This window comes from Xanthomonas sp. CFBP 8445 (assembly GCF_025666235.1).
In the GTDB taxonomy this organism is placed as follows: Bacteria; Pseudomonadota; Gammaproteobacteria; order Xanthomonadales; family Xanthomonadaceae; genus Xanthomonas_A; species Xanthomonas_A indica.
Genome location: NZ_CP102594.1, coordinates 3,904,462 through 3,924,212, shown reverse-complemented (window position 1 = coordinate 3,924,212; position 19,751 = coordinate 3,904,462). Strand labels below are relative to the sequence as shown.

Annotated in this window: 14 protein-coding genes; 12 read left to right on the top strand and 2 right to left on the bottom strand. The window is 69.6% G+C overall.

The features are described 5' to 3' along the window. Positions 1–6: 6 nt before the first annotated feature. The 5 genes from NUG21_RS16910 to NUG21_RS16890 all read left to right on the top strand — a co-directional run bounded on the left by NUG21_RS16910 (position 7) and on the right by NUG21_RS16890 (position 8,509). Positions 7–987 (top strand): Lnb N-terminal periplasmic domain-containing protein, encoded by a 981-nt coding sequence (locus tag NUG21_RS16910; protein ID WP_160948116.1) that lies wholly within the window; start codon positions 7–9, stop codon positions 985–987. Positions 988–989: 2 nt separating this feature from the next. Beyond that, a complete protein-coding gene (locus tag NUG21_RS16905; protein ID WP_263393105.1) occupies positions 990–2,924 on the top strand; it encodes a lipase family alpha/beta hydrolase in 1,935 nt (644 codons plus the stop codon). Positions 2,925–3,295: 371 nt separating this feature from the next. Further along, positions 3,296–6,082: a TonB-dependent receptor gene (locus NUG21_RS16900; RefSeq protein WP_263391469.1), complete on the top strand. Its 2,787-nt coding sequence runs from the start codon at positions 3,296–3,298 to the stop codon at positions 6,080–6,082. Positions 6,083–6,222: 140 nt separating this feature from the next. After that, a complete protein-coding gene (locus NUG21_RS16895; protein WP_263391468.1) occupies positions 6,223–7,245 on the top strand; it encodes a Ca2+-dependent phosphoinositide-specific phospholipase C in 1,023 nt (340 codons plus the stop codon). Then, the gene (locus NUG21_RS16890; protein WP_263391467.1) at positions 7,148–8,509 is read left to right on the top strand and encodes a histidine-type phosphatase; all 1,362 of its coding nucleotides are present in this window, start codon (positions 7,148–7,150) and stop codon (positions 8,507–8,509) included. Before NUG21_RS16895 ends, NUG21_RS16890 begins: the two co-directional genes overlap by 98 nt. A 374-nt stretch (positions 8,510–8,883) precedes the next feature. On the opposite strand, the gene metK is transcribed toward NUG21_RS16890, so the two are convergent. Beyond that, positions 8,884–10,095 carry a methionine adenosyltransferase gene (metK, locus tag NUG21_RS16885; protein ID WP_010342184.1) on the bottom strand — a complete coding sequence of 404 codons (1,212 nt, stop codon included), beginning with the start codon at positions 10,093–10,095 and terminating at the stop codon, positions 8,884–8,886. A 206-nt stretch (positions 10,096–10,301) separates the two neighbouring features. Between metK and NUG21_RS16880 the strand changes: the two genes are divergently transcribed. The 3 genes from NUG21_RS16880 to NUG21_RS16870 are packed head-to-tail and all read left to right on the top strand — an operon-like array spanning position 10,302 to position 15,427. Beyond that, entirely contained in the window at positions 10,302–12,017 is a 1,716-nt protein-coding gene (locus NUG21_RS16880; RefSeq protein WP_263391466.1) for a bifunctional ornithine lipid synthase OlsF, read from the top strand. Next, the gene (locus tag NUG21_RS16875) at positions 12,014–12,832 is read left to right on the top strand and encodes a UDP-2,3-diacylglucosamine diphosphatase (RefSeq protein ID WP_019797873.1); all 819 of its coding nucleotides are present in this window, start codon (positions 12,014–12,016) and stop codon (positions 12,830–12,832) included. The genes NUG21_RS16880 and NUG21_RS16875 overlap by 4 nt, the downstream gene beginning before the upstream one ends. 42 nt (positions 12,833–12,874) lie before the next feature. Then, entirely contained in the window at positions 12,875–15,427 is a 2,553-nt protein-coding gene (locus NUG21_RS16870; RefSeq protein WP_263391465.1) for a tetratricopeptide repeat protein, read from the top strand. Between the two features lie 66 nt (positions 15,428–15,493). Here the strand turns inward: NUG21_RS16870 and NUG21_RS16865 are convergent, their stop codons facing one another. Then, positions 15,494–15,880: a hypothetical protein gene (locus NUG21_RS16865; RefSeq protein WP_160948074.1), complete on the bottom strand. Its 387-nt coding sequence runs from the start codon at positions 15,878–15,880 to the stop codon at positions 15,494–15,496. Positions 15,881–16,245: 365 nt separating this feature from the next. On the opposite strand from NUG21_RS16865, the gene NUG21_RS16860 reads away from it, so the two are divergent. The 4 genes from NUG21_RS16860 (at position 16,246) to NUG21_RS16845 (ending at position 19,636) form a co-directional block, all read left to right on the top strand. Then, a complete protein-coding gene (locus NUG21_RS16860; RefSeq protein WP_263391464.1) occupies positions 16,246–16,899 on the top strand; it encodes a hypothetical protein in 654 nt (217 codons plus the stop codon). A gap of 310 nt (positions 16,900–17,209) precedes the next feature. After that, on the top strand, positions 17,210–18,283 hold the full coding sequence (locus NUG21_RS16855; RefSeq protein WP_263391463.1) for a metal-dependent hydrolase: 1,074 nt from the start codon (positions 17,210–17,212) through the stop codon (positions 18,281–18,283). Continuing rightward, entirely contained in the window at positions 18,280–18,663 is a 384-nt protein-coding gene (locus NUG21_RS16850) for a hypothetical protein (protein ID WP_263391462.1), read from the top strand. The genes NUG21_RS16855 and NUG21_RS16850 overlap by 4 nt, the downstream gene beginning before the upstream one ends. 274 nt (positions 18,664–18,937) lie before the next feature. After that, entirely contained in the window at positions 18,938–19,636 is a 699-nt protein-coding gene (locus tag NUG21_RS16845; RefSeq protein WP_263391461.1) for a hypothetical protein, read from the top strand. The last annotated feature ends 115 nt before the right edge of the window (positions 19,637–19,751 follow it).

Below are 19,751 nucleotides of genomic sequence, written 5' to 3'. Positions count from 1 at the left end.
GTGGCGATGCTGGCGGTGCTGGTCGCCAGCCTGTGGGGCGCGCTGTTCCTGGCCTATCTGCCGCATACCGGCGCCGTGGTGCGCTACGGCTCGGCGCTGCTGTGGACCGCGCTGGGCGGCGCGGCGCTGTGGGGCCTTCGCCATCCGCGCGAGTACCGCGTGCTGCCGCTGCTGTTCGCGTTCGGCTGTGCGGGCATGGTGGTGGGCTGGTCGGCGCTGCAGCCGCAGCAGAACCGCGAGTGGGCCGACGATGTCGCGCAGTTGCTGCAGCCGCAGGTGGACGGGCAGGTGGTGACCTTGCACAACGTGCGCAACTTCGCCTGGCGCAGCGACCACGACTACACCCCGCGCTGGGAGACCCGCCGCTACGACCTGGAGCAACTCGCCTCGGCGGACCTGGCGCTGTCGTACTGGATGGGGCCGGCGATCGCCCACACCCTGGTCTCGTTCGGCTTCGACGACGGCCGCCGCGTGGTGTTCTCGCTGGAGATCCGCAAGGAGCGCGGCGAAGCGTTTTCGGCGCTGGCCGGATTCTTCCGCAATTTCGAGCAGGTGATGGTGGCTGCCGACGAGCGCGACATCCTGGCGGTGCGCAGCAACGTGCGCGGCGAGGACGTGTACCTGTACCGGCTCAATCTCTCGCGCGCACAACTGCGCCAACTGTTCCTCGGCTACGTGGCACAGGCGCAGCAACTGCAGCGCACGCCGCGCTTCTACAACACCGCCACCAGCAACTGCACCACCATCGTGTTCGAACTGGCGCGCAAGCTCGATCCTGCGTTGCCGCTCGACTATCGCCTGCTGCTGTCCGGCTACCTGCCGTCCTACGTCTACGCGCAGCATGGCTTCGTGCCCGGCTACAGCCTGGCCACGCTGCGCGCGCGCGGCCGCATCGGCGAGCGCGCACGCGCGGCCGGCGCTGGCGCCGACTTCTCCACGCGCATCCGCGCCGGCATTCCCGGCGACGATCCCGCGGTCACCCCATGAGCCTGCGCGCACGTCTTGCGCGGTGCGCGGGCGCCGCGCTGCTGGCTGCCGCGCTGCTGCTCGGCGCCGGCTGCGCGATGGTCAGCGTGCAGTCGCGCAGCGCCGCCGACTACATCGCCACCCAGCGCGGCGACGTGCTCAGCACCGGCAGGCTCAGCGACGCCAGCCTGGAGACGCTGCGCGTGCTCGCGCTCGATCCCAAGACCTGCGAGGCGGACATCCCCGCCTGCGCCACGCAGCTGCGCGCACTGCAGGGGCTGGACCAGGAGCGGCGGCTGGCGACGCTGTCGGAGCTGTGGGTGCATGCGGCCAACGCGCGCACCCCGCGCCAGGGCCAGGCGCAGGACGATGCGGCGCTGCAGGCCTGGCTGGAAGCGGCACGCTACGCCTACGCGTATCTGTTCTACACCCAGCGGCCGGCCAGCGCGCGCGCCTTCGAGGACCGGCAAACCCAGGTGCGCGACTACTACAACTACGCGGTGCAGCAGGTGGTCGGCGAGCTGTTCCTGCGCTGGCGGGCCGGCAGCGCCAGCGGCGAACTGCACGACGACGACACCCTGCGCGCGGCCGGTTGGCAGGTGCGGGCGGACATGGGCAGCTTCCGCCTGCCCGGCGGCGTGGCGCGGCCGGACGCGATGCTGCCGGCGTCGACGTTGCGTTTCGATGGCCTGCGCAGCACCTACCGGCGCGACGGCTTCGGCGCCGAGCTGGTCGCGGAGATCGCCCCGTCCAAGGTCGGCGACCCGACCGCGTCCGCGGCGGCCCCTGCGCACGCCAGCGGCTTCAGCGAGATGCCGTATGCGCCGACCACGGTGCTGCTGCGCTTCGACGGCGACAGCCTGGCGCAGGTGCTGGACACCCGCAGCGTGGTGGTGGCGCCTTACGACCCGTACCGCGACGGCGAGGTCGAGGTGCATGGCCAGCGCCTGCCGCTGGCGGCCAACTTCACCGCGGCCTACGGCCTGTGGCTGGCGCGTGCCGGGTTCGCCCGGCAATCCCTGCGTTCGATGCTCGGGCGCCAGCACGGGCTGGACCAGCCGCATCTGTACCTGATGCAGCCGTACGACCCGGACCGGCGCATCATCCTGATGCTGCACGGCCTCGCCAGCAGTCCGGAGGCCTGGGTCAACGTCGCCAACGAACTGATGGGCGACGAGCAACTGCGCCGTCACTACCAGATCTGGCAGGTCTACTACCCGACCAACATGCCGATCGCCTGGAACCGCGCGCAGATCGATGCGCTGCTGCGGCAGACCCTGCGCCATTTCGATCCACAGGGGCAGGCGCCGGCCTCGCAGCACATGGTGCTGATCGGCCACAGCATGGGCGGGGTGATCGGGCGATTGCTGGTCAGCGACTCCGGCGACACGCTGTGGAACAACCTGATCGGCACGCGCGCCGACCGGCGCCCGCTGGATCCGCAGGCGCTGGCGCAGTTGCAGCCGCTGCTGCGCTTCGCGCCGCTGCCGCAAGTGGACCGGGCGATCTTCATCGCCGCGCCGCAGCGCGGTACGTCCTTCGCCGAAGGCCGCCTCGGGCGCCTGGCCGCGCGCCTGGTGCGCCTGCCGGTGGCGCTGCTCGACCGCCTCAATACCGTGCTGCAGGGCATCGACGGCCCCGATGGCACGCCGATCCGCGTGCCCAACAGCATCGACAACCTGCGCGACACCGATCCGTTTGTGCGCGCGGTCGCAGATCTGCCGATCGCGGCGGGCGTGCGTTACCACACCATCATCGCGCGCCGCGATCCGGCGGTGCCGCTGGCCGACTCCGACGACGGACTGGTGCCATACCGCAGTGCGCATCTGCCCGGCGCGGCCTCCGAACTGGTGGTCACCTCAGGGCACAGCGTGCAGGAGACCCCGCAGGCGATCCTGGAGATCCGCCGCATCCTGCACGCGCAGTTGCAGGTCGACGCCGCCGCGCCGCCGCACTGACCCGCCCGCGACGGGCGGCTGCGCGCGCCGGCGTGGGCCGCGCGGTGGCACCCGTGCCGCGCCACGCCCGCCGGGAGAATGCGCGACGCAGCGCGGGCGATCGCCTCGCGATGCATCGCGGAAGCGCCCAACGCATCGCATCTTCCGCCGCGCCAGCCCGCATCGCTGCGCGCGGGTCCCGGCGGTTGTGCCGAATTACGCATGAAACGTGTCGAATCGTGGGCCGCTGGTTCGGGTGACATCGTTGTCACGAAATTGCAGCCGCCAACCCGAACAATGCGCGCCGCCGTGAACACGATCACGGCCTCTCTCCCTCCTCCATGCCCGGCCTGCGGACGTTTCCGTTGGCCGCGCCTACGTTCGGATTTTTCATGTCGCACTCGATCCATCTTCCCAAACGCCTGTCACTGGCGATCGCCGCAGCATTGCTCGGTGTCGCGCCGATGGCCTTGGCCCAGGCGCAGGATGCGCAGGAGACGCAGAACCCCGCGTCCGACGCCAGCGCCAAGACCCTGGACAAGATCACCGTCGCCGTCACCCGCTACAACGCCGCGGACATGCAGATGGCGGCGACCAACACGGCCAACGTGCTGTCGGCCGAGGACCTGAAGTACACCGCCGTGCACAACATCGCCGAGGCGCTGGGCCTGCTGCCGGGCGTCAACGTGGTCAACACCGGGCAGTCATACTTCGGCGGCGTCGACGGCGCCGCGCGCGGCGAGGGCATGTTCGCCTCGGTGCGCGGCCTCAACGCCGAGTACAACGTCAACCTGATCAACGGCGTCAACGTCGCCCAGGGCCTGCCGTACAGCCGCAGCGTGCAGCTGAGCCTGCTGCCGCCGTCGGGCCTGCAGACCATCGTGTTGAACAAGACCTCCACCGCGGCGATGGACGGCGACGCGATCGGCGGCACCATCGACTACCGCACCCCCAGCGGCTTCGACTACAGCGAGGCGATGGGCGGCAGCGTCACCGCCAGCGGGCGCATGGAAAGCCGTGCGCGCGACTACGGCGACGACGGCCTGGGCAAGGGCGCGGCCGGCGAGTTCCACGCCAAGTTCGGCGCCGACCACCAGTTCGGCATCTACACCAGCGCGTACTACGACGAGCGTCACTACGTGAACAGCGAAGTGGCCAACGCCGCCGCCTCGCGCGGCGACTGGGGCAAGAAGTACTTCTCGCGCACCACCGCCAGCGGCCAGCCGGCGCCCGGCTACGATCCGCAGGACCTGCTGCTGGCCACTGGTGCCAACATCGGCTATTCCGCCGGCGACACCAAGCGCTATGGCGGCAACGTGTCCTTCGACTGGCACGTCGACCCGAGCCTGCAGCTGTACGCGCGCGCTACCTACGCCTACGCCAAGACCGAGCAGAACACCGGCTACACCCAGCTGGTGCCGGCCAACGTCAGCCTGGTGCAGATCGGCAGCACCGGCGTGTACCAGCCGCAGATCAACCGCGTGGCGGTGCGCTACTGGTACGAGACCAATCCGGAAGTGGCGGACCTGGCCACCTTCCAGTTCGGCGCCGACAAGCAGCTGGGCAACTGGACGCTGTCGCCGAACCTGTTCTACAGCTATGGCGACAACGATCGCCCGGACCACGTGGAAATTTCCGCGCGCGTGGACCAGTACGCCTCCACCCAGTTCCCGTACGGCGGCGCCAGCACCTTCTCCGGCTACGACAGCGACGGCTTCCCCAAGCCGCTGCTGACCCCGGCGATCCAGGCCCAGGCCAGCGACATCGGCAGCCTGTATGCGCGCCGCTACGGCCAGCTGACCAAGTCCTACAGCGGCCAGACCAAGGGCGGCGCCAAGTTCGACGTGCGCTACGACTTCGACCAGGGCGCGCTGAGCAACATCCAGTTCGGCGTGAAGTACGTCGACAGCTCCCGCGACTTCACCTCGCGCGACTGGACCAACAGCAAGTTCACCGACGGCACCCTGCTGCGCGACACCGGCCTGGTGGTCGGCCAGTACGACTCGGTGTACCCGGGCAAGTACGCGTGGCCGACGGTCAAGCTCAGCAACGGCGGATTGAAGGCGATGATCGCCCAGCACCTGACCGCGGCCAGCTTCGACACCTGCGGCAGCCTGGCGATCAACAACCAGAACTGCGCGACCATGCGCGGCGACGAGGCGGTGACCTCGGCATATGCGATGGCCACCTTCCGCAGCGGCGACCTGGAAGTGATCCCGGGCGTGCGCTTCGAGCACACCAGCATCCGCAACACGTTCTGGACCATGCCCGAAGACGCCAACGGCAACGAACTGCCCGGCTTCTTCAGCAGCAACCGTACCCGCTACGATGTGCCGCTGCCGAGCGTGTTCCTGAACTACCGCCCGGGCAACGGCAATGCGGTGTACCGCGCCTCGGTGTGGACCAGCTACACCCGGCCGGCGCTGGTGCAGCTCGGCGGCGGCGCCAACTACGACGTCTCCAGCGACGGCACCACGGTCATCACCGAGGGCAACCCGGACCTGAAGCCGATCAAGTCGCTCAACGTGGACCTGTCCGGCGAGTGGGACAACGGCCATGGCGGCCACGCGATGCTGGCCGGCTACTACAAGCGCCTGACCGACTACATCTACGAGAGCGGCTCGGATCCAGCCAATGCCGGCAGCAGCACCGGCGCCGGCAACGTGCGCTACGTGCGTCCGCAGAACGGCGGCGACGGCAAGGTGCTCGGCGTCGAAGCCGCGGTGCGGCAGACCCTGCAGGGCATGCCGGCGCCGCTGGACGGCTTCGGCATCGGCGCCAACGTCACCCGCCAGACCACCCGCGTCGACCTGGGCATGGACGGCTTCCACGACGAGCGCATCCAGAACGCGCCGGACCTGATGGCCAACGCCGAGGTGTTCTACGAGAAGGGCCCCCTGTCGGTGAACCTGGCCTACCACTACTCCGGCGAATACGTCTCGGTGTACGACTACTACAACCGCGGCGCGACCTGGGACGACCTGTGGGTCAAGCCGATCACGCGCGTGGACCTGCACGTGGGCTACACCTTCAACGAGCACCTGCGCGCCGACCTGTCGGTGGCCAACCTCACCAACCGCCTGAGCTACTGGGCGCACGTGGGCCGCAACAGCACGGCGATCTCCGACATCGTCGATGCCGGCCGCACCGCGCTGCTGAACGTGAAGTACACGTTCTGAACCGGGCGCTGGCGCACGCTGGACGTCACCACCCGCCGCGCGGCCCGGTGCCGCGCGGCGGATGGGGCGTTGTTGGCCTCGCGGTCCTGCTCGCCTGCCTGATGCTGGCGGGCCTGTCGGCGTCCGCCCGTGCGACGGACGTGCCGACCACGCGGCCGGTCGACTGCCTGCGCCTGGACCAGGTGCAACTGCTCGGTTCGCACAACAGCTATCGACCGGTGCCGACCGCGCAGGTGCGGCGGCGCCTGCAGGCGCACGACGCGGCCGAATGGCCTTCACTGGCCTATGGCCATCCTTCGCTGCAGGCCCAGCTCGCGCTGGGGTTGCGGCAACTCGAACTCGACGTGGCCGCCGATCCGCATGGCGGCCTGTATGCCGCGCCGTATGCGCGCGCAGCCGCCAGCACCCGCGAACGCATGCGGGCGCCCGGAGCCAAGGTCCTGCATCAGCCGGGCCTGGACTACGCCAGCCATTGCCTGCGCTTCCGCGACTGCCTGGCGATCCTCGCCGCCTGGTCGCGCGCGCACCCGCGCCATGCGCCGCTGGTGGTGCTGGTCAATGCGGTGGATTTCGATCCGGTGCCGCGCCTGTGGCCGCACCGTTCCTCCTTCGACGCCAGCGACCTGGACGCGCTGGACCGCGACATCGCCGAGGTGATCGGGCGCGCGCACCTGATCGTGCCCGACGACGTGCGCGGCGATGCGCCGAGCCTGCGCGACGCGGTGCTGGCGCATGCCTGGCCGCGCGTGGCGCAGGCGCGCGGCCGCCTGCTGTTCGTGCTCGACGGCAATCCGCGGCACGAAGCGCTGTATCGACAGGATCATCCATCGCTGCGCGGCCGCATGATGTTCGGCTGGTATGCGCCGGACCAGCCGGAGGCGGCGGTGCTGTCGATCGAGGATCCGCTGGCCGAGGCGCCGCGGATCCGCGCGCTGGTCGCGCAGGGCTTCGTGGTGCGTACCCGCGCCGATGCCGACGGCCGCGAGGCGCGCGCGCACGACCGCCGCCGCGCGCAGGCGGCAGTGGATGCCGGAGCGCAATGGATCAGCACCGATTACTACGCCGGTGCGCCGGATCCGCAGCGGCTGGGCTACTGGCTCGGCATCGCCACGGGCCTGCGTTGCGACCGGGTCACGGCCGCGTGCGGCGCTGCGGCGCCGTGAGGCTCTTTCCATTTCGGGGACGACGATGAAGACAAGCTTGCGTTGGATGGTGTGGGGGGTACTGCTGGTGGCGACGCTGGGCGCGCAGGCGCGGCCGGCGCCCAAGGCCGCACCCGCGCTGCAGGTGGAAAAGGTGTGGATGCTGTTCCGTCACGGCGTGCGCGCGCCGTTGCCGGGCGAGGCCGCGGCCGCCGCGCTGGCGCCGCAACCCTGGCCGGTGTGGGACACCCCGCCGAGCCTGCTCACCGCGCACGGCCGCACCGCGGTGGCGCGCAGCGGCGACTACACCCGGCAATGGCTGCTGCGCGATGGCGTGCTGCCGGCGCAGGGCTGCCCGGCCGACGGCACGGTCAGCATCTACGCCAACACCGACCAGCGCACCATCGTCAGCGCGCAGGTGCTCGCCGACACGCTGGCGCCGGGCTGCCATCTGCAGGCAGGCCACCAGGCCGAGGGCAGTGACGATCCGCTGTTCCGCCCGGTGGAAGCCGGCGCGGTGGACTTCGATGCCGCCGCGGCGGTGGCCTCGATCCAGCGCCAGACCGGCGGCCCGGGTGCGGTGCTGGCGCCGTATGCGCGCGAACTGCGCACCATGCAGCAGATCCTCGGTTGCGCGCAGCGCTGCGACTTCGTGCACATGCCCTCGTCGCTGACCCCGGGCGCGAACGGGCGCAGCCTGGCCTTGCACGGGCCGCTGGACCTCACCTCGGGCACGGCCGAGGTGTTCATCCTGCAGTACGCCGAAGGCATGCCGCTGGACCAGGTCGGCTGGGGTCGCGCGACCCCGGCGCGCATCGCCGCGGTGTCGCGCCTGCATGCCTTGCTGTTCGAGATCTACGCACGGCCGCAGTACATGGCCGCGCGCGCGGGTGCGCCGCTGGCGCACCGCCTGCTGGACACGCTGACCACGGCCGACGCGCCACGGCTGAGCGTGCTGGTCGCCAGCGACACCCACATCGCCGCACTCAGCGGCCTGCTTGACCTGCACTTCCAGTTGCCCGGCTTCGGCCGCGACGACGCGCCCCCGGGCGGCGCCCTGGTGGTGGAGCAGGTGCGCGATCCGCGCGATGGTCAGCGCTACGTGCGCGTGCGCTACCAGGCGCAGTCGCTGGACCAGTTGCGCGCGCTGACCCCGTTGAGCCTGCGCCATCCGCCGCTGCTGCAGACCCTGCAGATTCCGGGGTGCAGCGACGCCGCGACCGGGTTGTGCCCGCTGCCGCAGTTCCAGTCGTTGTTGCAGGCGGCGCTGCAGCGGCGCGGCTGAGCCGGCTCGATGCTCGTCTGCACCGCGTAGGAGCGGCTTCAGCCGCGACAGGGGTTCCCGGGAAAGCCCGTCGCGGCTGAAGCCGCTCCGACGACGGACAACGTATTGACGTGTTGCCCGGCATTGCGATGCCGTGTCCTTTGCTTGCGGACGACAGCGATGGCCGCTGTTCCTGTAGGAGCGGCTTCAGCTGCGACAGGAGTTCGTATGAAATGCCCGTCGCGGCTGAAGCCGCTCCTACGCAGAACTACTGCTGCGACAGGCAAGCGATCGACGCGGCCGCCGTCAGCCCAAGCAAGAACCAAACCCCATTCCCCAAACGCAGAACGGGCCGCAATGCGGCCCGTTCCTTGTTGCAAGCGCGACAGGTCGGCTTACTTCAGCTTGGCGTCCGCGCGCAGCGCCTCGGCGCGGTCGGTCTTCTCCCACGAGAACGCGGTGGCCTGGTGCTGGGCGCCGGTGCCGTCGGTGTAGGTGAAGGCCTTCGGGGTGCGGCCGAAATGGCCGTACGAGGCGGTCTGCTGGTACATCGGGTGGATCAGGTCGAGCATCTGGATGATGCCGAACGGGCGCAGGTCGAAGTGCTTGCGGATCAGCTTCTCGATCTTGTCGTCGGCGATCTTGCCGGTGCCGAAGGTGGTGACCGAGATCGAGGTCGGCTCGGCCACGCCGATGGCGTAGGAGACCTGCACTTCGCAACGGTCGGCCAGGCCGGCGGCCACCACGTTCTTGGCGACGTAGCGCGCGGCGTAGGCGGCCGAGCGGTCGACCTTGGACGGATCCTTGCCGGAGAACGCGCCGCCGCCGTGGCGCGCCCAGCCGCCGTAGGTGTCGACGATGATCTTGCGCCCGGTCAGGCCGCAGTCGCCCACCGGCCCGCCGATCACGAACTTGCCGGTCGGGTTGATGTGGAACTTGGTGCCCTTGTGCAGCCACTTGGCCGGCAGCACCGGCTTGAGGATCTCCTCGCGCACGGCTTCGACCAGGTGCTTCTGCTTGATGTCCGGATCGTGCTGGGTGGACAGCACCACCGCGTCGATGGCGGTCGCCACGCCGTCTTCGTAGCGCAGGGTGACCTGGCTCTTGGCGTCCGGGCGCAGCCACGCCAGCGGCGAGTTCTTCTTCTTGCGCACCTTGGCCTGCTGTTCGACCAGGCGGTGCGACAGGTGGATGGCGGCCGGCATGAAGCTGTCGGTCTCGCGGGTGGCGTAGCCGAACATCAGGCCCTGGTCGCCGGCGCCCTGTTCTTCCGGCTTCTTGCGGTCCACGCCCTGGTTGATGTCCGGCGACTGCTTGCCGATCAGGTTGAGCACGCCGCAGGTCTCGCCGTCGAAGCCGACGTCGGAGCTGTTGTAGCCGATGTCCAGGATCACCTTGCGGGTCAGCGCTTCCAGGTCGATCCAGGCGCTGGTGGTGATCTCGCCGGCGACGATCGCCACGCCGGTCTTCACCAGCGTTTCGCAGGCCACGCGCGCGCGCTTGTCCTGGGTCAGGATCGCGTCGAGCACCGCATCGGAGATCTGATCGGCGATCTTGTCCGGGTGGCCTTCGGAGACCGACTCGGAGGTGAAGAGATAGCTGGACATCGCGGCTATATCCTTGTATTCGGATGAAAAGATGGAGGCGCATGATACACGGGCATCGGGCGGCGTGCATGATGCCCGGGGCGGACGTTGCCCAAGGTTAACCGGTTGGCGCGCCCCGGTGCGCCCGTCACCTTGCCGTAGCCAGATTGCAAGATCGGTGTCGCCGCCGCGGCCGAAGCTGTGCGCAGTCAGCAAGGGGGCTTGCCGTGCTCGCACTCGAACGCCGTCTCCAGGACCGCTACCCGCACTGGTTTGCTGGACGCCGTTCGCGGCTGGTCCGGCCGTTGCTGCGCAGCCTGCAGAAATGGTCGGGACTGGATGCGCTGGACGCGTTCCTGGAGGCCAACCGCGACCTGCGCGGGTTCGCCCTGGTCCAGGCCGGACTGGACTTCCTGCAGGCCCGCGACGTGGTCGCACCGACCGCGGCCGACTGCATCCCGGCACGTGGCCGCCTGCTGATCGTCGCCAACCACCCCTCCGGCGCGCTGGATGCGCTGGCGCTGCTGGACTGCGTGGGCCAGGTACGGCGCGACGTGAAGATCGTCGCCAACGATTTCCTGTGGGCACTGGAGGGGCTGCGCGACCTGCTGCTGCCGGTGCGCATCCTCGGCGGCGCGCCGTCGCCGGCCAGCGTGCGGGCGATCGAGCAGGCGCTGGCGCAGGAGCAATGTGTGATCGTATTCCCGGCCGGCGAGGTCTCGCGGCTGGGCTGGGGCGGCGTCGCCGACGGGCGCTGGCGTCGCGGCTTCCTGCGCTTCGCCCTGCGTACCGCCGCGCCGGTGCTGCCCGTGCGTATCCATGCGCGCAACTCGGCGCTGTTCTATGGCGCCTCGGCGCTGTTCAAGCCCGCCGGCACCGCGCTGCTGGCGCGCGAGATGTTCGCCCGCCGCGAGCGCCGCATCGCGCTCAGCCTGGGCCGCGCCCGCGCCCTGCCGCAGGACCTGCCCGAAGCCGACCTGATGCGGCGCCTGCGCAGCGAGCTGTATGCACTGGGCCGCAGCGGCGGGCAGGCCGCGCCGAGCGAGGAGGCGCTGGTCGCTGCCGAGGATCCGGCGCAGTTGGCGGTGGAAGTGGCCGGCCTGCGCAGCCTCGGCCACACCCTGGACGGCAAGCAGATCCGCGTCGGCCGGCTGCGCGCCGGCTCGGCGCTGCTGCGCGAGATCGGTCGGCTGCGCGAATTGACCTTCCGCGCGGTCGGCGAGGGCACTGGCCGGCGCCTGGACCTGGACGACTACGACACCTGGTACGAGCACATCGTGCTGTGGGACGGCGCCGCTACGCGCGTGGTCGGCGCCTATCGCGTCGCCCGCGGCGCACCGGTGCTGGCCGAGCGCGGCCTGGCCGGCTTCTACACCGCCGAACTGTTCCGCTACGGCGAGGGCATGCTGCCGCGCATCGCCGCGGGCATGGAGCTGGGCCGCAGCTTCGTGGTGCCGGACTACTGGGGCAGCCGCAGCATCGACTATCTGTGGCAGGGCATCGGCGCGTATCTACAAGACCATCCGCAGGTGCGCTACCTGTTCGGCGCGGTGTCGATCAGCGCCGCGCTGCCGTACGAAGCGCGCGAGCAGATCGTGGCCTACTACGCGCGCTACTACGGCGACGCCAGCGGCGAAGCCGCCTCGGCGCGGCCGTTCCCGTATCCGGAAGCGCCGCCGGCGTTCGACGAACTGGATGCCGACACCGCCTTCAAGGTGCTCAAGGGCAACCTCGACGCGCTGGGCGCGGCGGTGCCGATGCTCTACAAGCAGTACACCGATCTGTGCGAACCCGGCGGTGCGCGCTTCCTCGCCTTCGGCGTGGATCCCGCGTTCAACGACGCCGTCGACGGCCTGATCGAGCTGGACCTGCAGCGCATCCGCAGCAAGAAGCGCGCGCGCTACCTCGAACGTCCCCGCAACGAAGCAGAGGTGGTGGCATGAGTCCTCTCAACAGCCTGGCGCCGCGCCGCGCGGTGTTCGTTTCCGATGTGCACCTGGGGGCGCCGCATTGCCATGCGCGTGAACTGGCCGACTTCCTCGGCGGCCTGCGCTGCGAACAGCTGTACCTGGTCGGCGACATCGTCGACTTCTGGTGGATGGCGCAGCGCCGCGCGGTCTGGAGTGCGGCGCACCAGCGCGTGATCGATGCGCTGCACGCGCTGGCCCGCGGCGGCACCGAACTGATCTACGTGCCCGGCAACCACGACCGGCCGATCCGCCGCTTCTGCGGACTGGCGCTGCCGGCGATGCAGGTGCGACGGCGCGCGGTGCACACGACCGCCGATGGACGCCGCCTGCTGGTGGTGCACGGCGACGACTACGACAGCGTGACCCAGTTCGGCGGCCTGCAGGAGAAGTTCGGCGACTGGCTGTACTACCGCATTCTCACCGGCAACCAGCTGACCAACCGCGTGCGCCGCCGCCTGGGCATGCGCTACTGGTCGCTGGCCGACTATCTGAAGCGGCAGAGCAGCGCCGCCGAGCGCTACATCGAGCGTTTCGTCGCCGCCGGCCTGGACGACGCGCGCCGTCGCGGCCTGGATGGGGTGATCTGTGGCCACGTGCACCGCGCCGGGCTGTTCGCGCGCGACGGCCTGGTCTACGCCAACGACGGCGACTGGGTGGAAAGCCTCACCGCGCTCGCCGAGGACGCCGACGGCACGCTGCGCCTGCTCTCGCACCGCGGCGAGGTGCTGCGCGAACTGCCGCCACGCCTGCGGCTGGTGCAGGAGAACGCCTGGCCGCGCGCGGCCTGAGTCAGGCGATCGTTGCCAGGCGGCGCTGCAACCGCCTGGCACGTGACCGGAGATTGCTGCGTTCGACTGCTGCCGCGCCTACGCTGTGCCATCGTCCCGGTCCCGGTCCCGGTCCGGTCGCACCGGTCGAGGCGCGACTGCCCCTGCACTGGACGGAAGCGTAGAACCTGGCGTGACCGCCATTCCACGATGATGGTGTGTGGTGTGCATCACCGCCGTGGCATCGGGTCTACTGCGATGCGTCGGCGCGGCATGCCCGGGAGGAACTCACGTTCGCGTCCGGGCGTCGCGCTGATCCATGGCGCGGCGGCGCGCGTGCGCCGCATCCCGATCAGTTCTGGAGTTGTGGAGACCGTGAAACCAGGGAAGGCGTTGTGCGGCCGGTCGCGCCGATCCATGGGGGCGTGGCGCGGTTTGGCCTGGTCTGCCGTTTCCGGCGATCTCGTCCAGGCGCATGTCACCGCGCCTGGTGCGCGGCCGCGGACATGCCTGCGCTTGGCGTGCCTGGGCGTGCTGCTCGCGGCGAGTGCGGCCTCGATGGCGCAGAACACGGTGTATGGCTGCGCGGAGCCCGCAGCGCCGCGTCCGCTTCCCGATCCGTTGCTGTGCGTGCAGCAGGCGGGCGTATCGACGCCGCACACGGCGGGCGAAGCGCGGGTCGCGGCATTGTTTGCGCGTGCCAAGGAGCAGCTCGACGGCGGCCGCCTCGACGCTGCCGAACAGGCGCTGGACTGCGCCGCGGCCAACATCGGCGATGCCGGCGATACCCGCCTGCGCTACGAACTCACCCGCCGCCGCGGCATTCTCGATTTCCGCCGCGAACGCCTGCCGCAGGCGCTGGCGCGCTTCGAATGTGCGGCCACGCTGTCCCGGTCGCTGCACGACCGTGCGGGCGAGGCGCGCGATCTGAACAATGTGGGTGCGGCGCTGCGCCGGCTCGGCGATTTCCGCGGCGCCTTGCGCCACCTGACGCTGAGCCTGGACCTGCAGCGCGCGCGCGGCGCGGCGTCGGCGTCCGTGCTCACCAATATCGCCGACGTGTATCGCGAACTGCGCGAGCCCGACACCGCGATGCGCTACTACCGCGAGGCGTTGGCCGCCAACCGCGCGCAGGGCGACGCCATCGAGGCCGCGCATGTGCAGGAAACCATGGCCGAGCTGGCGCTCGACAGTGGCGACACGGCGCAGGCGCTGGCCTGGTTGCAGGAAGCGCTGGCCGTGTACCGCGCGCAGGGCCGCCGGGTGTACGAACTGCGTGTGCACGATGGCCTGATCCGCGCGGCACTGGCGCTTGGCGACGTGGCGCAGGCGCAGCGCTGGAGCTCCAGTGCGCTCGCGCTGGCCGAGGCATGGGCGCTGCCGTTGCCGTCCGCGTTGCAGCTGCAACTGGCGCGGACGGCCCGGCTTCAAGGCAATGCCGCCGCCGCCGCGGCACGCTTGCGCGCGGCGTTGGCGGCGGCGGCCGGCGGCGATCCGGTGCGGGTGCCATTGCTGGAAGAACTGGCACGGCTGCAGGAAAGCAGTGGCGATACGGGCGCGGCCATCGCCACGCTGCGGCGTGCGAACACGGAAGCCGCCGCACTGGTGCGCGCGCAGCACGATCGCCAGTTGGACTGGCTGCGGGTCCGCTTCGACACCACCGAAAAGCAGCGCACCATCGATGCCCTGCAGAGCGAAAACCGCCTGCGCCAGGTCCAGCTGCGCCAGCGCACCTTGCTGCTGTGGCTGGCGCTGGTGTCGGGCGTCGCCGCGGTGCTCGGCGTCTGGCTGTGGCTGCAGCGTCGCCGGCAGCGCGAGCGCGTGCTGCAAGCCGCGCAGCAGGTCCGCCACGAGGAGCAACTCGCGCGCTATCGCCGAGAGGCCGATGCGCTGGCCGAGGATCGCAGCCTGCTGCAGACCCTGCTCGACAGTCGCGAGGATGCGCTGTGCCTGCTCGATGCCGAAGGCCAGGTGCTGGCCACCAATCGTGCCGGCCGCCTGCTGCTTGGCGGCGCGGACGCCGCCGAACCGGTCGGGCAGGCGGTGTTCGCCTGCGTTGCCGAGGGCGACCGACCGGCCTTGCAGGCGGCGCTGGAGCGGATGGAGGACAGCGCCGCACAGCGGCTTGAGGTCGAAGCGCGGCACGGCACGCCGCTCGCCGCCACCCTCGCGCCCTGGCGGGGCGGCGATGGCCTGGTCGTGCTCGCCCTGCAGGAACGCGACAGTGGCGCGGCGTCGGACATCGTGCAGGCCGAGCACGCGCAAGCCGAGGCCGCCGCGCCTGCGTTGCGCGATGCCTTCCGTCGCGCGCTGGTCGACCTGATGCTGGCGGTCATCGACACCTGGGAGCGCGCCACGGCGACCGGCCGGCTGGAGTTGGCCGAGCGCAGCCGGATCTGGCGCGTGAACATCGACGACGGGCGCCTGCGCGCGCGGGCGATGGAGCGCTATTTGGCGGTCGCCAAGCTGCCGCGCAACCCGCGCTGGCGGGACGTGCTGCGCTCGGCCTATTTCGTGCTCGCGCAGTGCGAGGGGCTGTCGGCAGAGGCGCGCGCCGCCTTGCAGTCCAGGATCGACACGGTGCTGGCCTACACCCGCCGGGACGCGCTCGGCTGAGCGTGCCCGGCATTCCCGCTGGCGATCGTTGGCCGCATTGAGGAGCGCACGCGCCTGCGCGGTGCGTCAGCGCCCGCGCTTGGCCGGGCAGACCACGCACGCGCCTTTCAAGCCGTGTTCCATGCGATAGCTGCTGTGGTGGTCGCGGGCCAGGAACGTCGTGGGGCCGAGCACGATGGGCTTGGCCGATCGCGACGGCGCCACCACCTCGCAATAGGCCGCAATGGTGTTCAGCGTATTCGTGTACGGCTCGTGGCTATCGACCACCCCGCACTTGTCCATCGTCTGCCGCAACTGCTCGCCGTCGAAATCGAACTTCACCACCACCTCCGGTTCCTGGTCCTGCTCCAGGCACCAGTCCGGTGGCAAGGTGTCGTGGCCGTGGGCGGCCAGGGGTAGGGCAAACAGCAACGCGACGACGGCGGCATGGAAGACGGAGCGGTAAGCAGACATCGGAACCTCGCAATGCGCGGAAAGCGGACCAGCAGCCTAAGAGCGGCGCTGCGACGGATGCCAGCGCCTCCGCGGGTATAGACCGGGAACAAATCCGCCTAACGCCTTGATTCTTGACGGTCGGAGCATCCGCGCCGCAGACGCGGCACGCCGCGCCGTGCAGCCACGCCACCGCGCTCGGCTCGCCGATCTGGCCCGGTTCGTTCCACGCACGGCCCGGCTTCGCCCTCGTGTCCCGGTGGCGGCTTGCCTAGCCTGAAATCGCCGGATCGCAGCGTCTGCCGATGCGGCGGTGGCCATATCCCCCGGGGGCGATCCATGCACCCCAGCCATCTCCAATCCCTTCCAATAGCGAGAGAACGCTCATGAAGAAGAAGTTCCTTGTCGCCACCGCTCTGCTGGCGGGCAGTGTCGTCGGCGCCCCTGCGCTGGCCGCCGAAAACCCGGTGGACCAGGCCGGTATCCAGCACAACATGTACCTGGGCTGCCTGATGGACCTGAATGCCACGGCCGAGGACGCGCTGACCCTGTTGGTCAAGAAATGCGGCTATGCCCCAGGCGTGCCGCTGGAGCGGTTCGTCGCCACGCAGCAGCCCATCGTCGATGGCGTCGATCCGACCCGGCCGATGACCGAGAACCTGGCCGGTCTGCGCCAGCAGCTCAGTGCCTACGAATACTCGTTCATCGAGCGGATGGACCAGATCGTGCAGAACGCCGAGGACCTGGACGCGGCGGCGGTGCAGTTCGAGGAACTGGAGCGGGAGGCCATCGCGCGGCTCGATCCGAAATCGCAGAATGGTGCGCTGATCCTGGGCGGACTGAGCGTGGCCAGGCACTCCACCCAGTACTGGTCCAAGTATGCGGCAGAGCAGGGGGAGTCCCCGGCTGGCGCCACCGCGAAGAAGGGATTCTGGAAATGGCTGGCCACCATCGGTTCGGACGTGGTCGGCTATCTCGCCTCGCACAACATCGGCACGGCGGCGACCGTCTCCAACGTCGTCCACGGCTGGTTCAAGTGAGCGGTTGATCCCAGCGGCGTACAGCAAAAATGGCAAGGCGTCCCGAAAGGGGCGCCTTGCTTGTGCGGCGTTGTCGGGCGTGCGGGGATGGTGCCCGCCTGACCCGGCAGCCGTCCGGCCCGACATGCTGTGCGAGCTGTGCAGGAACGGTTTCAGCCGCGGCACTGGCTGCTGACGCGCGCCGCGCGAGGCGCGCCACGGTGCTTCCGCGGATTGGCGTGCCCACGCTCTCCAGGGAAGCCAGCGGACAGTCACGACGAACGCTGCCGCCGCGGCGCGCCTCGCGCCGCATCGCTGCTAGCATCGGCCGATGGATTCCCTCACCCAGATCGTCCTCGGCGGCGCCATTGCCGCGGCCATCGCGCCGGCCGCGCATCGGCGCGCGGCACTGCTCGCCGGCGCCGCACTCGGCACCGTGCCCGACCTCGATTCGCTGATCCTGCTGCCGCTGACCCGCGATCCGGTCACGCTGATGACAGTGCATCGCAGCTTCAGCCATTCGCTGTTCGTGCTGCCGCTGCTCGGCTGGCTGGTCTGGTGGCTGTTCCGCCGCTTCGGCCACGGGCGGGTCGCCGAGGCGCCGCGCCGCTGGTTCTGGGCGATCCAACTGGCGCTGATCACCCATCCGTTGCTGGATGCGTTCACCGTCTACGGCACGCAGCTGTGGTGGCCGCTGCGGCCGCCGCCGACGATGTGGTCGAGCGTGTTCATCATCGATCCCGCCTACACGCTGTGGCTGCTGCTCGCCTGCGCCATTGCCTGGTTCGCCCGCGCGCGCCGCGTGGCGCAGCAGGCCTTGCTGGCCGGGTTGCTGCTGAGCAGCACCTACCTGGGCTGGTCGCTGCTGGCCAAGCACCTGGTCGATCGCGAGGCCGACCGCGCGCTGGCGGCGATGGGCCTGGCGCAGGCGCCGCGCTTTTCGGTGCCGATGCCGTTCAACACGGTGTTGTGGCGGGTGGTGGCAATGACCCCGAGCGGCTACGTGATTGGCGAGCGTTCGCTGGTCGCCGATCACGGGCCGATGCGCTTCCAGGGTTATTCCTCCAACACGCAGGCGCTGGCGCAAGTGCGCGACCTGCCGGCGGTGCAGCGGCTGAGCTGGTTCAATCGCGGTTTCATGCGCGCGCAGGTCAGGGACGGCGAGCTGGTGCTCAGCGACCTGCGCATGGGCCTGGAGCCGGACTACAACTTCAACTTCGCGGTGGCGCGGCAGCACGGCGCCAGCTGGGAGGCGATGCCGCCGCGGCAGTTGCAGGCCACCTACCGGGCGCCGGAAGCACGTGGGCAGATTCGGGCTGCGCTGGTGCGGATGTGGCAACGGATCTGGGTCGAACCGGCGTCGCCCGTGCCGGTCGGTGCGCCGGTGCCGACAGCGGCGCGTTGAGCGCGGCGCAATCGACCGTGGCGCGATACGGCTTCATTGCCGACGCCGAGTTGCAGCAAGCGGGCGATGGTTGCCAGGGCATCCGATTAAAGCCTGTGGTCGGCCTCCCCGCACGTGGCCATCACCTGCCGCAATTGTTCCCCGTCGAAATCGAACTTCATCACCACCTGCTGCTTGTGGTCCTGCTCCAGGCAGCGGTCCGGCAGCAGGGTGTCGTGGGCGTGGAGGGCCCAGGGCTGTGTCAGGAGGGCCGCGACGACGGCGGCATGGACGACGGGGTGCTGGCAGGCAGTGAGCTTCCTAAACAGAAGAGCTCGCACCAGCCTAGTTGCAGCGGCGATGCAGATTCCAGCGCAGCCGCGGGTATGGATCGGGATTGAGTCGACGTAAGGGATTGATTCTTCGATTGTGACACGCCGCCGCAAACCAGGGCCGCGTCTCCGCGATGCGGCGGTGGTGCCCACGGATTCGCCAATTCGACCCGGTTCGTTCCCTTGGCGACCCGGTTTCGCCCTCGTGCGTCGTTGCCGACCCGCCTAGCCTGAAACCGTCGCATCGCGCCTTGTGCCGGTGCGGTGGTGATCGCTTCGCCTGGATCCTCCGCAGGAACATCGGAAGACCTGGCCACTCTCTATCCATTGCATGGGAACACGCATGAATAAGAAGCTCTTTGCTGCAACCGCCATCCTCCTGATCGGCAATGCCTTCGGCGCCGCTCCTGCGCTGGCGGCTCAAAACCCGAAGGACCAGGCGGGCATCCAGCACAACATGTACCTCGGCTGCTTGATGGACACCAAGGCCTCGCCCGACGATGCGCTGGTCGTCCTGGTCGAGAAGTGCGGTTACGACCCCGGCATGCCGCTGGAGCGCTTCATCGCCACGCGCAAGCCCATGATCGATGCAATCGATCCGACACGGCCGATGACCGAGAACTTGGCCGGGCTACGCCAAGAACTCAGTGCCTACGAGTTCTCGTTCATCGTGCGGATGGACCAGATCGTGCAGAACGCCGGGAGCCTGGACGCGGCGGCGGTGCAATTCGAGGAATTGGAACGGGAAGGCATCGCACGGCTCGATCCCAAGTCGAAGAACGGCGCGCTGGTGCTGGGCGGGCTGAGCGTGCTCAGACACTCCGCGCGCTACTGGTCGAAATTTGCGGCGGATACCACGTCGAAATACGCTGGGTCTCCGGATCCATACAATGCATGGATGATGGTCGTAGTGTACGACGTAATGGGTTGTCTCGTCTTTAATGACGCCGGATTGGCGTCTTTAACCTCCTATATAGGCTTTTATATACTCGTCTCACAAGGATATTTCCCGCTCTACGCAGACCAAGAGCTCTCCCTCTGAGCCTGCCTCTGGTGGTACAGATAAAGGAAGGCGTTCCCGTCGGGACGCCTTTTTTATCAGATAGAAAAGGCGCCATGTCGCCACTGTTCTGGCGTGCAGGCGCGGCACTGATCCA

Coding starts and splice junctions, on each gene's coding strand:
- NUG21_RS16875 (WP_019797873.1), top strand. CDS start 12,014: ATGAGTCCTCTCAACAGCCTGGCGCCGCGCCGCGCGGTGTTCGTTTCC.
- metK (WP_010342184.1), bottom strand. CDS start 10,095: ATGTCCAGCTATCTCTTCACCTCCGAGTCGGTCTCCGAAGGCCACCCG.
- NUG21_RS16910 (WP_160948116.1), top strand. CDS start 7: ATGCTGGCGGTGCTGGTCGCCAGCCTGTGGGGCGCGCTGTTCCTGGCC.
- NUG21_RS16855 (WP_263391463.1), top strand. CDS start 17,210: ATGGATTCCCTCACCCAGATCGTCCTCGGCGGCGCCATTGCCGCGGCC.
- NUG21_RS16900 (WP_263391469.1), top strand. CDS start 3,296: ATGTCGCACTCGATCCATCTTCCCAAACGCCTGTCACTGGCGATCGCC.
- NUG21_RS16845 (WP_263391461.1), top strand. CDS start 18,938: ATGAATAAGAAGCTCTTTGCTGCAACCGCCATCCTCCTGATCGGCAAT.
- NUG21_RS16865 (WP_160948074.1), bottom strand. CDS start 15,880: ATGTCTGCTTACCGCTCCGTCTTCCATGCCGCCGTCGTCGCGTTGCTG.
- NUG21_RS16860 (WP_263391464.1), top strand. CDS start 16,246: ATGAAGAAGAAGTTCCTTGTCGCCACCGCTCTGCTGGCGGGCAGTGTC.